A 14,174-nucleotide genomic window follows, 5' to 3' on the forward strand; every position below is an offset into this window, starting at 1 on the left:
GTCCGCGTCAACGGACCCCGAGGGGCGAGATTCCCGCCGCGGCCCTGCGCCGCGGAGGGTCCGCGTCCCGGCGGGGAGGTCCCATGGAACGGTTTGGCGTGGAATGCGAACCCAGCGGCCGGAAGCGCCTGGCCGTGCCCTTCCGCGGCGTGCGGCTCCTGCGCAATCCCATGTACACGAAGGGTACGGCCTTCACCCAGGAGGAGCGCCTGGCCCTGGGCCTGGAGGGGCTGTTGCCCCACTCGGTGACCAGCATGGAGCAGCAGGCCCGGCGGGTGTACGCCAGCATCCAGCGCAAGCAGGATCCGCTGGAGAAGTACATCGGGCTGGCGGCCCTCCAGGACCGCAACGAGCACCTGTTCTACCGGGTGCTCATCGACCACATCGAGGAGTTCCTCCCCATCGTCTACACCCCCACCGTGGGGCGGGCCTGCCAGGAGTTCAGCCACATCTTCCGCCGGGCGCGAGGCATCTGGATCACGCCGGAGCACCGCGGCCACATCGCGCAGGTGCTGCGGAACGCGGCCTTCGACGACATCCGGCTCATCGTGGTGACGGACAACGAGCGCATCCTGGGGCTGGGGGACCAGGGCGTGGGCGGCATGGGCATCCCCATCGGCAAGCTGGCCCTCTACACCGCCGCCGCGGGCATCCCGCCCTGGCAGACCCTGCCCGTGAGCCTGGACGTGGGCACGGACAACCTGGACCTGCTGGATGACGAGTTCTATCTGGGCTGGCGCTCGCGCCGCCTGCGGGGCCCCGAGTACGACGCCCTGGTGGACGAGTTCGTGCATGCCGTGCGCCAGGTCTTCCCCAAGGCCCTGCTGCAGTGGGAGGACTTCAAGAAGTTCAATGCGTTCCATCTGCTGGAGCGCTACCGCAAGGTGCTCACCAGCTTCAACGACGACATCCAGGGCACGGCGGCCGTGGGCGTGGCGGCGCTGATCGCAGGGGCCCGGGCCACGGGGACGCCGCTCCGGCGGCAGCGGGTGCTGTTCCTGGGTTCGGGGGCGGCCGGCATCGGCATCTCCCGCCTGGTGCGGTCCACGCTGCGGCGCGAGGGCCTCGAAGGGGAGGACCTCGTCCTGGCCACGGCCAACCTCGATGTGCAGGGGCTCCTGGTGGAGGATGACCCTGGCCTGGATCCGCTTCAGCGCGAGTTCGCCTGGCCGGTGGTGCTGGCCGAGCGCATGGGCCTGGGCCGCGGGCAGAAGCGGGACCTGCTCTCCGTGGTGAAGGCCTTCCAGCCCACCGTGCTCATCGGCACCTCCGGTACCGCCGGCGCTTTCACCGAGGAGGCCATCCGCGAGATGGCCGCCCATGTGGATCGGCCGGTGGTGCTGCCCATGTCCAACCCGACCAGCAAGTGTGAAGCCAAGCCCCGGGATGTCCTCGCCTGGACGGAGGGCCGGGCCCTGGTGGCCACGGGCAGCCCCTTCGACCCGGTGGCCTACGAAGGCCGTGAGTACCGCATCGGGCAGAGCAACAACGTCTTCATCTTCCCGGGCGTCGGACTGGGCGTGCTGGTGGCCGAGGCCTGCGAGGTGACCGACGGGATGTTCGCCGCCGCCGCCAAGCAGCTGGCGGAGGAGGTCCGGCCCGAGGACCTGTCCGTGGGGAGCCTCTTCCCGCAGGCTGGCCGCATCCGGGAGGTCACGGCCCATGTGGCCGCGGCGGTGGTGCGGGAGGCCCGGGAGATGGGCGTGGCAGTCCGCCCCCTGGCCGACGAGGACATCCCCGGTGCCGTCGCGGCGGCCATGTGGACCCCCTGCTACCTGTCGGCGGACCCCGCTCCGGAACCCACACTGGAGCAGCACCAGGAGGAGGCGGCGCTGGCCTGAAGGCGGCCTGACCTGCTCAACGGGACGGTGGCCAAGGCGGACCATCGGTGGTCCACTGGCTCATCGACCAGCGGAGGATCCTCCTGACCAGCGCACCCGCGGCAGCCCGCCCCGCCCGCCTCGGCCTGCTGGACCCCCTGCGCGGCCTCCTGGCCCTGTGCGTGGCGGTGTACCACCTGGGCGTGTGGTTCGACATCTCGCAGTCAGGCGGCGGCGCGAACATCGCCATGGCGCGTCTGGGGAACTACAGCGTGTCGGCCTTCTTCGTGCTGAGCGGCTTCGTGCTGTTCCGCACCACGCCCTGGAGCCGGGTCCGGAAGGAGGGCACGGGGCGCTTCTACCTGCGGCGGTTCCTGCGGCTGGCGCCGGTGTTCTACCTGGCCTGCGCCCTGAACGTGGCCTTCCATCTGGGCATGGGGCCCGAGCCGTCGCTCCGCTTCATCGTCGAGAACCTCACACTCACCTTCGGCGCCATCCACCCCAACCACGCGCTGGTGACCGGCGGCTGGTACGTGGGCCTGGTGGCCCTCCTCTACTTCGCCTACCCGGCCCTGGCCTGGCTGCGGGAGAAGGGCGGGCTTCCGTTTCTGGCCGCCTTGGCCCTGGGCCTCTGGGCCTGGAGCCTGCCCTCCACCCTCCACGGCGTCATGGACCAGCCCCAGTGGAACCGGTTCCACACCTACGTGCTGGCGCCCAACCAGGTGTTCCTCCTGGCCTGGGGCGCCCTGCTGGCGGGCCTGCACGCGGCCACGGAGCGGCGCCTGGAGCCACGCTGGGCCCTGCTGCTGGCCCTTCCCCTCGTGTGGCTGCTGGTGAAGCCCACGCCCCAGTTCTTCGACCACCTGGCGGCGCTCACGGGCTGGGGGCGCTACCGCTACCTGCTGGTGGTGACGGGCCTGGTGGCCCTGGCGGCCTTCGCCCGGGACGGGGAGCCCGGTCGCCTGGAACGGGCGCTGGCGCAGCCCCTGACGCGCCTGGGCGCCTGGAGCTACGGCCTCTACCTCCTGCACCCCTTCACCATGAAGCTGGTGGCGCCGCACCTGTCGGGCCTTCCCGGCTTCAGCCTGGCCCTGGGCCTGGCCCTCGTGGCGGCCTGGGCCGCGCATCGCTGGATCGAGGAGCCTGCGGGCCGCCTGGCGAAACGCTGATCAACCTCCGATCCGCGCATAGAAGCTGGTGCGGCGGAGGTTCTCCTCCACCTTGAAGGCCTGCTGCATGGGCGGGAAGGCGCGCTGTTCGCAGTCGGTGCGCTCGCAGAGGCGGCAGGTGACGCCGATGGGGACGGGGGGCTGGTCCAGGCGCAGGCTGTCGGCGTAGATGAGCTCCTTGGCGTGGCCCATCTCGCAGCCGAGGCCCAGGGCCTGCATGGCGTGCTGGCCCCGGTAGCCGCCGGTGTCCTTCTGGATGGTGCGGGCGATGCAGAAGTACTTGCGGCCGTCCGGCATCTCGCTCAGCTGGGTGCGGATGAGGCCCGGCGTGAGGAAGGCCGCGTGGGCGTTCCAGCGGGGGCAGGCGCCGGAGAAGCGCGCGAAGCGGATGCCCGAGGCGGAGAAGCTCTTGGAGATGTTCCCGGCGATGTCGATGCGCAGGAAGTGGAAGGGCACGCCCTCGGCGCCGGGCCGCCGCAGGGTGGTCAGCCGGTGGCAGACCTGCTCGAAGCTGGTCTGGAAGCGCCGGGCCAGGATGTCGATGTCGTAGCGCTCGGCCCGGGCCGCCCGCAGGAAGCGCTCGTAGGGCATGAGCACGGCGCCGGCGAAGTAGTTGGCCAGGGCCACCCGGGCCAGGGCCTTGGAGGCGTTCGTGCGCAGCAGGGGGTGGTCCGCCAACTGGTCCAGCAGGTCGCCGTGGTCCAGCAGGGCCAGCTGGTGGGCGAGCTGGAAGGTGCGGCTCCGCTGGGGCAGCAGCTCCGACAGGCTGAGGATGCGGCGGTCCGGGTCGAAGCGGCGCAGCAGGCCCGGCCCCTCGGACACCCGGTGGACGCGCAGCTGGATGCCCCGGGCCTCGAAGGCCGCCGCCAGGGCGGGGTAGGGCTGGTCCGCATCCAGGCCGGCGCTGGTCCAGAGCGCTTCCGCCGCGGCCTCCAGTTCCGGGAAGTGGTTCATGGCCTGCTGGATGAAGTCACCCACCTCCTCCGAAGGCAGCCGGGTGGCCTCGGGATCGAAGCCCTGGCCGTCGCTGAGCTTGTCCGCCAGGGTGCCCAGGCTGTCCTGGCTGTGCTGGTAGGCCCGGTAAAGCTCGAAGACCCCGCGGGCCAGGGTGGGGCTGTTCGACACCAGCTCCCGCACATCCTGGGCCTGGAGCCCCAGGGCCTCGAAGAGGGGGTCGCCGAAGGCCTCCATGAGGTCGTCGGACAGGCGCTGGTCCTCGTCCGGCGCCAGGGCGCGGAGGTCCAGGTGGAACTGCTGGGCCAGCCGGATGAGCAGGGGAGCCGTGAGGGGCCGCTTGTTCCCCTCGATGAGGTTCAGGTAGCTGGGGCTGATGCCCAGGGATTCGGCCAGCTGGACCTGGCTCAGGCCCTCCTGGCGGCGGAGGAGGCGGATCTTGGCGCCGAGACGGGCGGCGGGCTTGGTGGGGGCGGCGGAGGGCATGGGGACCTCGTTTACATCAATTTACAAAATCAATGGAGATGATTGACTGAAATTTTCAATTCAACCCCTATCAAATCAGCCGTTGGTTGACTTGAAACAGAATAGGTCAATCTTTGACATCACGCCAGCCCCAACCACCAACCCCCACCCTTCCCGAGGTGTCCCATGACCCCCAAGTTCCCCATCCCGCCCATCGAGGACGACCTCCAGGCCCACCGCTGGGAGGGCATCACGCGGCCCTACGGCCCCGAGACCGTCAAGAAGCTCCGCGGCAGCCTCCGCATCGAGCACACCCTGGCCAAGCTGGGGGCCCGCAAGCTCTGGAGGCTGCTCCAGAACGAGGAGCCCACCCGGGCCCTGGGCGCCCTCAGCGGCGGCCAGGCGGTCCAGATGGCCAAGGCGGGCCTCAAGGCCATCTACTGCTCCGGCTGGCAGGTGGCGGCGGACGCCAACCTCTCGGGCCAGACCTACCCGGACCAGAGCCTCTACCCGGCCAACTCGGTCCCCGCCCTGGTCAAGCGCCTCAACGGGGCCCTCCAGCGGGCGGACCAGGTCGAGCACGGCGAGGGCGGCGTGAGCCGCGACTGGTTCCTGCCCATCGTGGCGGATGCCGAGGCCGGCTTCGGCGGCCCCCTCAACGCCTACGAGCTCATGAAGGGCATGATCGAGGCCGGCGCCTCCGGCGTCCACTTCGAGGACCAGCTCTCCAGCGAGAAGAAGTGCGGCCACCTGGGCGGCAAGGTCCTCATCCCCACGGGCCACTTCATCCGCACCCTCGTGGCGGCCCGCCTGGCGGCGGACGTCATGGACGTGCCCACCCTCATCATCGCCCGCACGGACGCCGACTCGGCCCGCCTCATCACCTCGGACATCGACGAGCGCGACCGGCCCTTCCTCACGGGCGAGCGCACGCCCGAGGGCTTCCACCGCATCACCGGCGGCGTGCAGATGGCCATCGCCCGCGCCAAGGCCTACGCGCCCTACGCGGACCTCATCTGGTGTGAGACGTCCACCCCGGACCTGAAGGAGGCCCGCGCGTTCGCCGAGGGCGTCCACGCCGAGTTCCCGGGCAAGCTGCTGGCCTACAACTGCTCGCCCTCCTTCAACTGGAAGAAGAAGCTCTCGGACGAGGAGATCGCCACCTTCCAGCGCGAGCTGAACGCCCTGGGCTACAAGTTCCAGTTCATCACCCTGGCGGGTTTCCACAGCCTCAACCACGGGATGTTCGAGCTGGCCAGCGCCTACCGCACCGAGCACATGACCGCCTACGCGCGGCTGCAGGAAGCGGAGTTCGCCGCCGAGGCCCGGGGCTACACGGCCACCAAGCACCAGCGCGAGGTGGGCACCGGCTACTTCGACGAGGTGGCCCAGGCCATCAGCGGCGGGCTGGCTTCGACCCTGGCCCTGGTGGAGTCCACCGAGGCCCAGCAGTTCCACTGAGGGAAGGCTGGAGACAGAAGGCCGGAGACTGGAGCGGGCGCCCTACTTCGGGGCGTCCGCTTTCTTTTCGGCCGGGGCCGGACCGCCGGTCATGCCCTCGGGCGAGGCGGGAGCAGGGGCCTCGGCCCGGGACGGGGCGGAGACCGCCGCGTACTTCTTCCCGGTGTGGTGGTAGGTGAGGTACTCGCCGAAGTAGACGGCCATGAGGTCCGAGCAGTCCTTGAAGTAGGCGAATCCGTGGTCCTTGCCCTCCTTCAGGTCCACGGCCACGCCCGGCAGGTCCTTCAGGGCCTGGGCGTTCTCGGCGGCGTCCTTGTCGTCCATGGAGGCCAGCACCAGCACGGAGGGGCGGCTGCGGAGCACGGCGCCCTTGAGCCGGTCCCGGGCGCTGTCCCCGAAGGCGGCGGTGCCGGCGGGGCTGAGGCTGAGGACGGCCAGGGGCTTCACCTCCGGCGAGGCCAGGAGCACCGCGAAGGCGCCCACGCTGGAGCCGGCCAGGCCGATGCGGCGGCCGTCCACGCCGGGCTGCTTGCGGAGCCAGGCGGCGGCCTGGGCCAGGTCCGCGGGGATCTTGTCGAAACCGGCGGCCTTGGCCGAGGCGGCGAAGTCGTCGGAGACCCGGATCTCGGCCCCGTCCTTCATGACGCTCTCGCCGTGGCCCCGGAGGTCCAGGGCCAGCACGCCGATGCCCCGCGCCAGGAGCTTGTCGGTGAGGGGCGCCCAGCCCGAGCGGTCCGAGTGGAACTGGTGGGCGAGGATCACCACCGGCACCTTGGCCTTCGGCTTGGCGGCGGGCAGGGTCAGCGTGCCCTTGAGGGCGAAGCCGTCGGCGCTGGTGAGGGCCATGTCCGTGGGGGCGGCGGCCAACGGGGCGGCCAGGGGGGCGGCCAGGACCAGGGCCGCGAGAGGAGCCTGCAAGCGGGATGTGCGCATGGGACCTCGCAGTGGAAGTGCCCCACTCTAGCACGCCAAGTTCCTGCGTCTCTGAGGTATAAAAGAAGGCTTCCGCTCTTTCGAGGTGCCCATGTCCCAGACCCCCGATGCGATCCTCCAGGAAACCAAGCGCCGCATGCATGCGTCCGTGGAGGCGCTGAAGAAGGAGATGGCCACCATCCGGACGGGCCGGGCCAACGCCAGCCTGCTGGACAACGTCCATGTGGAGTACTACGGATCCATGGTGCCCCTGAACCAGATGGGCAGCGTGTCCGTCCCCGAATCCGGGATGCTGGTGGTGACCCCCTTCGACAAGAGCGCCATCAAGGCCGTGGAGACGGCCATCCTCAAGTCCGACCTGGGCATCAACCCGTCCAACGACGGCCAGGTGATCCGGCTGCCCATCCCCATGCTCACGGAGGAACGCCGCAAGGAGCTGGTGAAGGTGCTCCACCGCCTGGGCGAGGAGATCAAGACCGGCGTGCGCAACATCCGCCGCGACGCCAACGAGGCTGTGAAGAAGCTCGAGAAGGCCAAGGAAGGCCACATCTCCGAGGACGCCGCCAAGAAGACCCTGGACGACATCCAGAAGCTCACGGACCTCCACGCCAAGGAGATCGACGAGGCCCTGAAGCACAAGGAAGCGGAGATCCTGAAAGTCTGACTCCGCCGGGTGGCGGAGCGCGCTGCAGTGCAGCGCGCGAAGCCGGGACCCGGCGAGGGTCAGAATAACGCCTGAGTGGGACACGGTCTGGCAAGGGCATTTGATATGGACAGCAGACCCATGCCCAGCTTTCCCACCCTCGCCCTCCTCATGCTCGCCTCCCTGCTGGCGGGCTTCATCGACGCGGTGGTGGGGGGAGGCGGTCTGATCACGGTGCCGGCCCTCATGCTCGGCCTGCCGGCGGGGACCCCCCTGCCCACGCTGCTGGGCACGAACAAGGTGGTGGCGGTCACGGGCACCACCCTGGCGGCGGGCAAGTTCGTGCGCTCGGGGGCCTTGGCCTGGCGGGAGATGGTGGGGCCGGTGGCAGCCTCGGCCCTGGGCGCCTCGGGCGGGGTGTGGCTCACCTACCGTGTGCATGCGGATTTCCTGAAGCCCGTCATGCTGGGCCTGCTGGTGGCCATGCTGGCCTTCACCCTCCTCAAGCCCGACCTGGGTCACCGGCACGCGCCGCGGTTCGGGCTCCACCACCAGCGGGGCCTGGCGGCCCTCATCGCCCTGGCCCTGGGCTTCTACGACGGGTTCTTCGGCCCGGGCACGGGCTCGCTGCTGATCTTCCTCTTTGTGGCCGTGCTGGGCTTCGACTTCCTGCGCTCCTCAGCCCTGGCCAAAGCCGTGAACTGGGCCTCGAACATCACCTCCATGGGGCTCTTCGTCTCGCATGGCAGCTGGCTCCCCTCCGTGGCCCTGGGCATGGCGGCGGCCAATGGGGTGGGGGGCTACCTGGGAGCGCACGTGGCCTTGAACAAGGGGAGCCGCTGGGTGCGGGGGGTCTTCATCGGCGTGGTGGGGGCCCTGATTCTGCGCTTGGGCTGGCAGGTGTTCCGCGGGTAGATTAGGCCGATGCCTTCCCGCCCCCGTCCTTTCGCATGGGACGTCCTCGTCCGGACCCTGCGGTTCTTCTACCTGCTCTGGGGCGGGATGCTGCTCTCCACCCTGGCCTTCTACGGCCGCCTGAAGCTGCCTTCGGCCTTCTGGCACTGGCCGGACCTCTGCCGCGCCCTCATGGGCCCCTGGGGCCGGGCCCTGGCCCTGGGCCTCGGCCTGGTGATGTGCCTGGCGGCCCTGCTGGAGGTCTGGGAGCTGGTGGACCGGCTGCTGGTGCGCTTCATGGGCGAGTCGGAACACTGAGCCGGATTCCTCCTCGTCCGAAACGATCCACCACGGAGACACGGAGCATGGGCCCACGGGAGGGCGCCCGGGGCGGATCCTTCTGTGGCATCCGTGCCGGGCGCCCTCCCGTGGCTTCCGGCCTGGCCGGAAGCGGCCTCCGGCCGGCCCATGTGCGGAGGAGCCCGGAGCTCTCTGTGCCATCTCCGTGGATTCTGTGGCTCCGTGGTGGCTCCTTTAGCGTGGAATGAGCTTGGTGAATCGGGCCCTTTTGGCGATCCTGGAGCCTTGGGCTTGAACCCTTTCCGGGTTCGGGCCATTCAAGAAGCGTGTCTTCGGAGGCGGGTCGATATGGCGCAGGGAGTGACTGGCGTGATCAGGGCGGGGCTCATGGCGGGCGCGGCCGCCCTCCCGGCGGCGGCCCAGAGCCTGGCCCTTCCGGCCGCGGATCCCGTGGGCATCGCCCGCAGCGGGGCCCAGGTGGCCTACGGCTACAGCCTGGAAGCCGCCTCCACCAATCCGGCCCTGCTGGCCTCCCTGAAGGAGAAGGGCGGCTTCTACGTGGCCGCGGGCATGGAGCTGGGCTCCAGCCAGGTGAGCCTGGAGTCCAACCAGCGGACCCAGTACTCCTCCGACCGCAACCGGGCCATCGGGGCCTTCGGCCTGGCCCTGCGCCTGTCGCCCACGCTCACCCTCGGGCTGAAGCTGGACGAGCCCTACCTCCGCCACGCGCAGCTCCCGGACAATGCCCCCACGCGCTACATGGGCGACCGCCTCGACCTGTCCACCCATCGGCTGGAAGGTCAGGCAGCCTGGGCGCTCAGCCCCAACATGTCCGTCGGCCTGGGCCTGGGCGTGGCGCGGCTGGGCTTCGAGTCCGGCAGCGTGATGCGCTTCGGCGTGCCCCTCGATCCCTCCCAGCCCGTGTCCGGGACCAACCCCGTGCAGGGCCTCGTGGAGCAGGGCGTGTCCCAGAGCGGGAACAAGGTGGTGCCGAGCTACTCGCTGGGCTTCCGCTGGGCCATCAATCCCCGGTGGACCCTGGGCGCCTCGCACCAGTCCGGCCTCAAGGGCGACCTCGACCTGAGCGCCGGCTACCGCGGCACGAGCCTGGGGCTCTACGCCAACGACGGCCTCAGCACGGCTCCCCTGGGCACGGCGCCGCGGGCCACCGCGCTGCTTGGGGCCTCGAATCCGGTGGCCGCGGGCTCCCGGACGCTGGAGCTGCCCTCACAGACGGTGGTGGGCATGCGGCACCGGGTCCATCCCATGGTGACCTGGGAAGCCGATCTCCGCTGGACCTCGGCGGGCCTGCGGGTGCCGGCCTTCGCCCTGGTGGATACGCCCTCCGGCCCGGTGACGGCACCGGCGGAGCTGCCCCGGGGCAAGGGCCACTTCGACGTCAGCGCCTCGGTGGAGGTCGAGCTCGGCAAGTTCTGGACCCTCCGGGGCGGCCTCGCCCTCGACCAGCGCGGCGTGGAGGAGGCCCAGATCGAGCCCCTGCTGGGAGGCTCGCGGACCGCGGCCTTCTCCGTTGGCGCCGGCTACCGGACCTGGGGCGGGGAGCTGAGCATCGGCTACCAGTTCCGCCAGAGCGAAGACCTGGATACCCGCCGCCTGGACGGTGTCTGGAGCGCCTCGGGCTTCCGCGGCACGGGTACCCGCGTCCGCGTTGAGGGCATGGGGCACCTGCTGGCCATCGGCTACAAGAAGACGTTCTAGCCGTGCGCCGGAGCCGGTTCTAGATGCGCTACCTCGGTCCCCACGCCTGCGAGGAGGCCCTGGCTCGCGGCGAGCTCCACAGCGTCTGGATCGCCCCCGCGGCCTTCGGGCGCCTGGGCGCGTTCATCGCCGAGGCCCGGAGCGCCGGCGTGGTCATCCACCGCGAGCCCATGGAGAGCCTGGATCGCCGGGCCCAGGGCGGCCGCCACCAGGGCGTGCTGGGCGAGGGCGGACCCTTCGCCTACGCCGCCTTCGAGGATGTGGCGGCCCGCGTCCGGAACCGCGGCGACGCCGCGCTGGTGCTGGCCCTGGACGGCGTCACCGATCCCCACAACCTGGGCGCCATCCTGCGCTCCGCCGCTGCCGCGGCGGTGGACGGCGTGATCCTCCCCGAGCGCCGCTCCGCGGCCGTCAACGAGACGGTCGTCCGCGCCAGCGCGGGTACCGCGGGCCGCGTGCCCGTGTGCCGCGTGGTGAACCTGGGCCGCGCCCTGGATGATCTGAAGGAGGCCGGGGCCTGGATCTACGGGCTGGCCGCCGGCGAGGGCAGCCGCGACTACCTGGACGAACCCTTCGACCGCGCCACGGTGCTCGTGATGGGCGCCGAGGGCGAGGGCCTGCACCTCAAGATCCGCGAGCGCTGCGACGGCCTGCTGCACATCCCCATGCCCGGCGGCATCGAGAGCCTCAACGTCTCCGCCGCGGCGGCCGTCACGCTCTTCCGCGTGCTGGCGCGCAGGGAGCGCGCATGACCCGAAGTTTTCCCTTGAGGCCCCCATGGGCGCGTGATATCTTTCGAGTTCCCTGTCAGGAAAGCCCTGCCTCGCAGCGACCCTGACACGGAGCCCCGGCAGGGGTTCCGAGGGGAGGCTTCCCGGGCCGTCCCGGAAGCATTGACAAGCCCCGGGAGGGGCGACGGACAAGCATGCCGAGATGGCCGAGTGGTTAATGGCAGCAGACTGTAAATCTGCCACGCATCGCGTTACGGAGGTTCGAATCCTTCTCTCGGCACCAGTCCTCCGGGCACCATCCCGGGACACTGGAACCCGATCTCGGGTTTCCACCGCGGGAATAGCTCAGTTGGTAGAGCGTCAGCCTTCCAAGCTGAATGTCGCGGGTTCGAACCCCGTTTCCCGCTCCACCCTCCCCGTCCGCCGGTTCCGCCCGGCCGGACGGCAAGGCCCCCCGCTCCGGCGGGAAGGTTCAAAGCCCACATAGCTCAGCGGTAGAGCACTTCCTTGGTAAGGAAGAGGTCACCGGTTCAAGCCCGGTTGTGGGCTCCACCTTTCGTACTGTCCAACCCCCATTCTTCTCTCCCACCCCATCAGGAGGTATCCGTGGCCAAAGAGAAATTCGACCGCTCCAAGCCCCACGTCAACATCGGCACCATCGGCCACGTGGACCACGGCAAGACGACGCTGACCGCGGCCATCACCTTCATCCTCGCGAAGAAGTTCGGCGGCGAGACCAAGTCCTACGACCAGATCGACTCCGCGCCCGAAGAGAAGGCCCGCGGGATCACGATCAACACCGCCCACGTCGAGTACCAGACCGAGAAGCGCCACTACGCGCACGTCGACTGCCCCGGCCACGCCGACTACGTGAAGAACATGATCACCGGCGCGGCCCAGATGGACGGCGCCATCCTCGTGGTGGCCGCCACCGACGGCCCCATGCCCCAGACCCGCGAGCACATCCTCCTGGCCCGCCAGGTGGGCGTGCCCTACATCGTGGTCTTCATGAACAAGATCGACATCGCCGACCCCGAGCTCGCCGAGCTGGTGGAGATGGAGATCCGCGACCTGCTGTCCTCCTACCAGTTCCCCGGCGACGAGACCCCCATCATCAAGGGTTCCGCCCGCCTGGCCCTGGACCACGCCGATGACCCGGCCCACGCCGACTGCAAGTGCATCCTCGAGCTCATGGATGCCGTGGATTCCTACATCCCCGATCCGGTCCGCGCCATCGACAAGCCCTTCATCATGCCCGTCGAGGACGTGTTCACCATCACCGGCCGCGGCACCGTGGTGACCGGCCGCATCGAGCAGGGCGTCGTGAAGGTCGGCGAGGAGATCGAGATCGTCGGCATCAAGGACACCGTCAAGAAGGTCGTGACCGGCGTCGAGATGTTCCGCAAGTCCCTGGACCAGGGCCAGGCTGGTGACAACGCCGGCATCCTGCTCCGCGGCGTGGAGCGCAAGGACGTGGAGCGCGGCCAGGTGCTCGCCAAGCCCGGCAGCATCACCCCCCACACCAAGTTCAACGCCCAGGTGTACGTGCTGACCAAGGAAGAGGGCGGCCGCCACACCCCCTTCTTCAACAAGTACCGCCCCCAGTTCTACTTCCGCACCACCGACGTGACCGGCTCCATCGAGCTCGAGGCCGGCCGCGAAATGGTGATGCCCGGCGACAACGTCACCCTGACGGTCGAGCTGATCCAGCCCATCGCCATGGACAAGGGCCTGAAGTTCGCCATCCGCGAGGGTGGTCGCACGGTGGGCGCCGGCAACGTGGGCGAGATCCTGGCCTAAGGCCGGACCCGCCCTCCGATCTAGGAGGTCACCATGCGCGACATCGTTCACCTGCAGTGCCAGGACTGCAAGCGTAAGAACTACAGCACCACCAAGAACAAGAAGACCACCACGGGCAAGCTTGAATTCAACAAGTTCTGCCGTTTCTGTGGCGGTTACCGGGTCCACCGCGAGGCCAAGTAGGCTCCGGTCCCGAGGGTTCCCGCCCGGCGTCACCAGTCGCCGGGCGGTCCCACAGGGGAGTAGCTCAGCTGGTAGAGCAGCGGACTCCAAATCCGCAGGTCGCGGGTTCGAACCCTGTCTCCCCTGCCACCTTCCCGGCCCCGGCGGATCCGCTCGGGGCCAGGTTTTTCTCACCGAATCCTTTCCACGGGGTCCATCGTGATCGGCGCCATCAAGCAGCAGGCCAGGGATCTCTTCGCAGAACTCGATCGGGTGGACTGGCCCAGCAAGGAGAAAGTGCTGACCTCCACCTGGACGGTGGTGTTCGTCTCGGTGTTCGTCGGCGTCTTCCTGTGGTCCGTGGACTGGGTCTTCTCCAAGGGCTTCGCGTACTTCTTCCTGAAGACGCGCTGAGCCGGAGGCACCCATGACCGATCTCATGAGCAACCCCCAGGACACGGTGGCTCCCGCCCAGCCCCAGGGCCGCGAGCTCAAATGGTTCATCATCCACACCTACTCCGGCTACGAGGCCAAGGTGATGGAGCATCTCCGCCAGCGCATCAAGATGGAGGAGCGCGAGGAGAACTTCGGGGACATCCAGATCCCCGAGGAGACCTACGAGGAGATGAAGGTCGACGCCAAGTCCGGCAAGAAGGAGCGCGTCGTCAAGAAGCGCAAGTCCTTCCCCGGCTACCTGCTCGTGCAGATCCAGGTGGAGCGCAAGCCCGGCGGCTCCGTGGAGATGGCGGACGCCGACTGGCACCTGGTGCGCAACACGCCCAAGGTGACGAGCTTCGTGGGCGCCAACAAGAAGCGGCCCACGCCCCTGACGGACGAGGAAGTCCGCCAGATCATGCACCACACCGAGGAGACCCAGGAGAAGCCCAAGCCCAAGTATCACTTCGAGAAGGGCGAGAAGGTCCGCATCATCGACGGCCCCTTCGCCAACTTCGAGGGCGACGTGGAGGAGGTCCACGAGGAGCGCTCCACCATCAAGGTCATGGTCACGGTCTTCGGGCGGTCCACGCCGGTGGAGCTGGACTTCATCCAGGTCGAGAAGAGGTAGGATTCCCCATTTCCTGAGGACTTTCCGAGTCCTTTCGGATAAACTGTTCCGTCCCGG

At 69.3% G+C, this 14,174-nt stretch carries 14 protein-coding genes and 4 tRNA genes; 16 read left to right on the top strand and 2 right to left on the bottom strand.

What is annotated here, in order from left to right:
* Nucleotides 1-83 precede the first annotated feature (83 nt).
* Both G398_RS16970 and G398_RS0107230 read left to right on the top strand, forming a co-directional pair.
* The gene (locus G398_RS16970; RefSeq protein WP_052571647.1) at nt 84-1,841 is read left to right on the top strand and encodes an NAD-dependent malic enzyme; all 1,758 of its coding nucleotides are present in this window, start codon (nt 84-86) and stop codon (nt 1,839-1,841) included.
* Between the two features lie 47 nt (nt 1,842-1,888).
* Entirely contained in the window at nt 1,889-2,989 is a 1,101-nt protein-coding gene (locus tag G398_RS0107230) for an acyltransferase family protein (RefSeq protein ID WP_026853099.1), read from the top strand.
* Here the strand turns inward: G398_RS0107230 and G398_RS0107235 are convergent, their stop codons facing one another.
* Complete coding sequence (locus G398_RS0107235) at nt 2,990-4,429, bottom strand: helix-turn-helix domain-containing protein (protein ID WP_043484168.1); 1,440 nt, start codon at nt 4,427-4,429, stop codon at nt 2,990-2,992.
* A 165-nt stretch (nt 4,430-4,594) separates the two neighbouring features.
* On the opposite strand from G398_RS0107235, the gene aceA reads away from it, so the two are divergent.
* Nucleotides 4,595-5,869, top strand: a complete 1,275-nt coding sequence (aceA, locus tag G398_RS0107240) for an isocitrate lyase (protein ID WP_026853101.1) — start codon at nt 4,595-4,597, stop codon at nt 5,867-5,869.
* A 42-nt stretch (nt 5,870-5,911) separates the two neighbouring features.
* On the opposite strand, the gene G398_RS20710 is transcribed toward aceA, so the two are convergent.
* Entirely contained in the window at nt 5,912-6,802 is an 891-nt protein-coding gene (locus tag G398_RS20710) for an alpha/beta hydrolase (RefSeq protein WP_026853102.1), read from the bottom strand.
* 91 nt (nt 6,803-6,893) lie between these two features.
* Between G398_RS20710 and frr the strand changes: the two genes are divergently transcribed.
* The 13 genes from frr to nusG all read left to right on the top strand — a co-directional run bounded on the left by frr (nt 6,894) and on the right by nusG (nt 14,117).
* Nucleotides 6,894-7,466: a ribosome recycling factor gene (gene frr, locus G398_RS0107250; protein ID WP_026853103.1), complete on the top strand. Its 573-nt coding sequence runs from the start codon at nt 6,894-6,896 to the stop codon at nt 7,464-7,466.
* A 120-nt stretch (nt 7,467-7,586) separates the two neighbouring features.
* The gene (locus tag G398_RS0107255; protein ID WP_026853104.1) at nt 7,587-8,360 is read left to right on the top strand and encodes a sulfite exporter TauE/SafE family protein; all 774 of its coding nucleotides are present in this window, start codon (nt 7,587-7,589) and stop codon (nt 8,358-8,360) included.
* 9 nt (nt 8,361-8,369) lie between these two features.
* The gene (locus G398_RS0107260) at nt 8,370-8,657 is read left to right on the top strand and encodes a hypothetical protein (RefSeq protein ID WP_026853105.1); all 288 of its coding nucleotides are present in this window, start codon (nt 8,370-8,372) and stop codon (nt 8,655-8,657) included.
* A 330-nt stretch (nt 8,658-8,987) separates the two neighbouring features.
* Nucleotides 8,988-10,358 (top strand): OmpP1/FadL family transporter, encoded by a 1,371-nt coding sequence (locus tag G398_RS0107265; RefSeq protein ID WP_026853106.1) that lies wholly within the window; start codon nt 8,988-8,990, stop codon nt 10,356-10,358.
* A gap of 23 nt (nt 10,359-10,381) precedes the next feature.
* Nucleotides 10,382-11,110 (top strand): 23S rRNA (guanosine(2251)-2'-O)-methyltransferase RlmB, encoded by a 729-nt coding sequence (gene rlmB, locus G398_RS0107270; RefSeq protein WP_026853107.1) that lies wholly within the window; start codon nt 10,382-10,384, stop codon nt 11,108-11,110.
* Nucleotides 11,111-11,285: 175 nt separating this feature from the next.
* Nucleotides 11,286-11,372: transfer RNA gene (locus G398_RS0107275), tRNA-Tyr, on the top strand.
* A 51-nt stretch (nt 11,373-11,423) separates the two neighbouring features.
* A tRNA-Gly gene (locus tag G398_RS0107280) sits at nt 11,424-11,499 on the top strand.
* A gap of 67 nt (nt 11,500-11,566) precedes the next feature.
* Nucleotides 11,567-11,641: transfer RNA gene (locus G398_RS0107285), tRNA-Thr, on the top strand.
* A 54-nt stretch (nt 11,642-11,695) separates the two neighbouring features.
* Nucleotides 11,696-12,889: an elongation factor Tu gene (gene tuf, locus G398_RS0107290; protein ID WP_026853108.1), complete on the top strand. Its 1,194-nt coding sequence runs from the start codon at nt 11,696-11,698 to the stop codon at nt 12,887-12,889.
* 33 nt (nt 12,890-12,922) lie between these two features.
* Nucleotides 12,923-13,072 (top strand): 50S ribosomal protein L33, encoded by a 150-nt coding sequence (gene rpmG / locus G398_RS0107295; RefSeq protein WP_026853109.1) that lies wholly within the window; start codon nt 12,923-12,925, stop codon nt 13,070-13,072.
* Nucleotides 13,073-13,125: 53 nt separating this feature from the next.
* Nucleotides 13,126-13,201: transfer RNA gene (locus G398_RS0107300), tRNA-Trp, on the top strand.
* Between the two features lie 69 nt (nt 13,202-13,270).
* A complete protein-coding gene (secE, locus tag G398_RS21040; RefSeq protein ID WP_043484171.1) occupies nt 13,271-13,465 on the top strand; it encodes a preprotein translocase subunit SecE in 195 nt (64 codons plus the stop codon).
* 13 nt (nt 13,466-13,478) lie between these two features.
* The gene (nusG, locus tag G398_RS0107310) at nt 13,479-14,117 is read left to right on the top strand and encodes a transcription termination/antitermination protein NusG (RefSeq protein ID WP_084512182.1); all 639 of its coding nucleotides are present in this window, start codon (nt 13,479-13,481) and stop codon (nt 14,115-14,117) included.
* Nucleotides 14,118-14,174 lie beyond the last annotated feature (57 nt).

The organism is Geothrix fermentans DSM 14018 (assembly GCF_000428885.1).
GTDB lineage: Bacteria > Acidobacteriota > Holophagae > Holophagales > Holophagaceae > Geothrix > Geothrix fermentans.

Coding starts and splice junctions, on each gene's coding strand:
- G398_RS16970 (WP_052571647.1), top strand. CDS start 84: ATGGAACGGTTTGGCGTGGAATGCGAACCCAGCGGCCGGAAGCGCCTG.
- G398_RS20710 (WP_026853102.1), bottom strand. CDS start 6,802: ATGCGCACATCCCGCTTGCAGGCTCCTCTCGCGGCCCTGGTCCTGGCC.
- rlmB (WP_026853107.1), top strand. CDS start 10,382: ATGCGCTACCTCGGTCCCCACGCCTGCGAGGAGGCCCTGGCTCGCGGC.
- G398_RS0107260 (WP_026853105.1), top strand. CDS start 8,370: ATGCCTTCCCGCCCCCGTCCTTTCGCATGGGACGTCCTCGTCCGGACC.
- aceA (WP_026853101.1), top strand. CDS start 4,595: ATGACCCCCAAGTTCCCCATCCCGCCCATCGAGGACGACCTCCAGGCC.
- G398_RS0107235 (WP_043484168.1), bottom strand. CDS start 4,429: ATGCCCTCCGCCGCCCCCACCAAGCCCGCCGCCCGTCTCGGCGCCAAG.
- frr (WP_026853103.1), top strand. CDS start 6,894: ATGTCCCAGACCCCCGATGCGATCCTCCAGGAAACCAAGCGCCGCATG.
- rpmG (WP_026853109.1), top strand. CDS start 12,923: ATGCGCGACATCGTTCACCTGCAGTGCCAGGACTGCAAGCGTAAGAAC.
- G398_RS0107255 (WP_026853104.1), top strand. CDS start 7,587: ATGCCCAGCTTTCCCACCCTCGCCCTCCTCATGCTCGCCTCCCTGCTG.
- G398_RS0107265 (WP_026853106.1), top strand. CDS start 8,988: ATGGCGCAGGGAGTGACTGGCGTGATCAGGGCGGGGCTCATGGCGGGC.
- nusG (WP_084512182.1), top strand. CDS start 13,479: ATGACCGATCTCATGAGCAACCCCCAGGACACGGTGGCTCCCGCCCAG.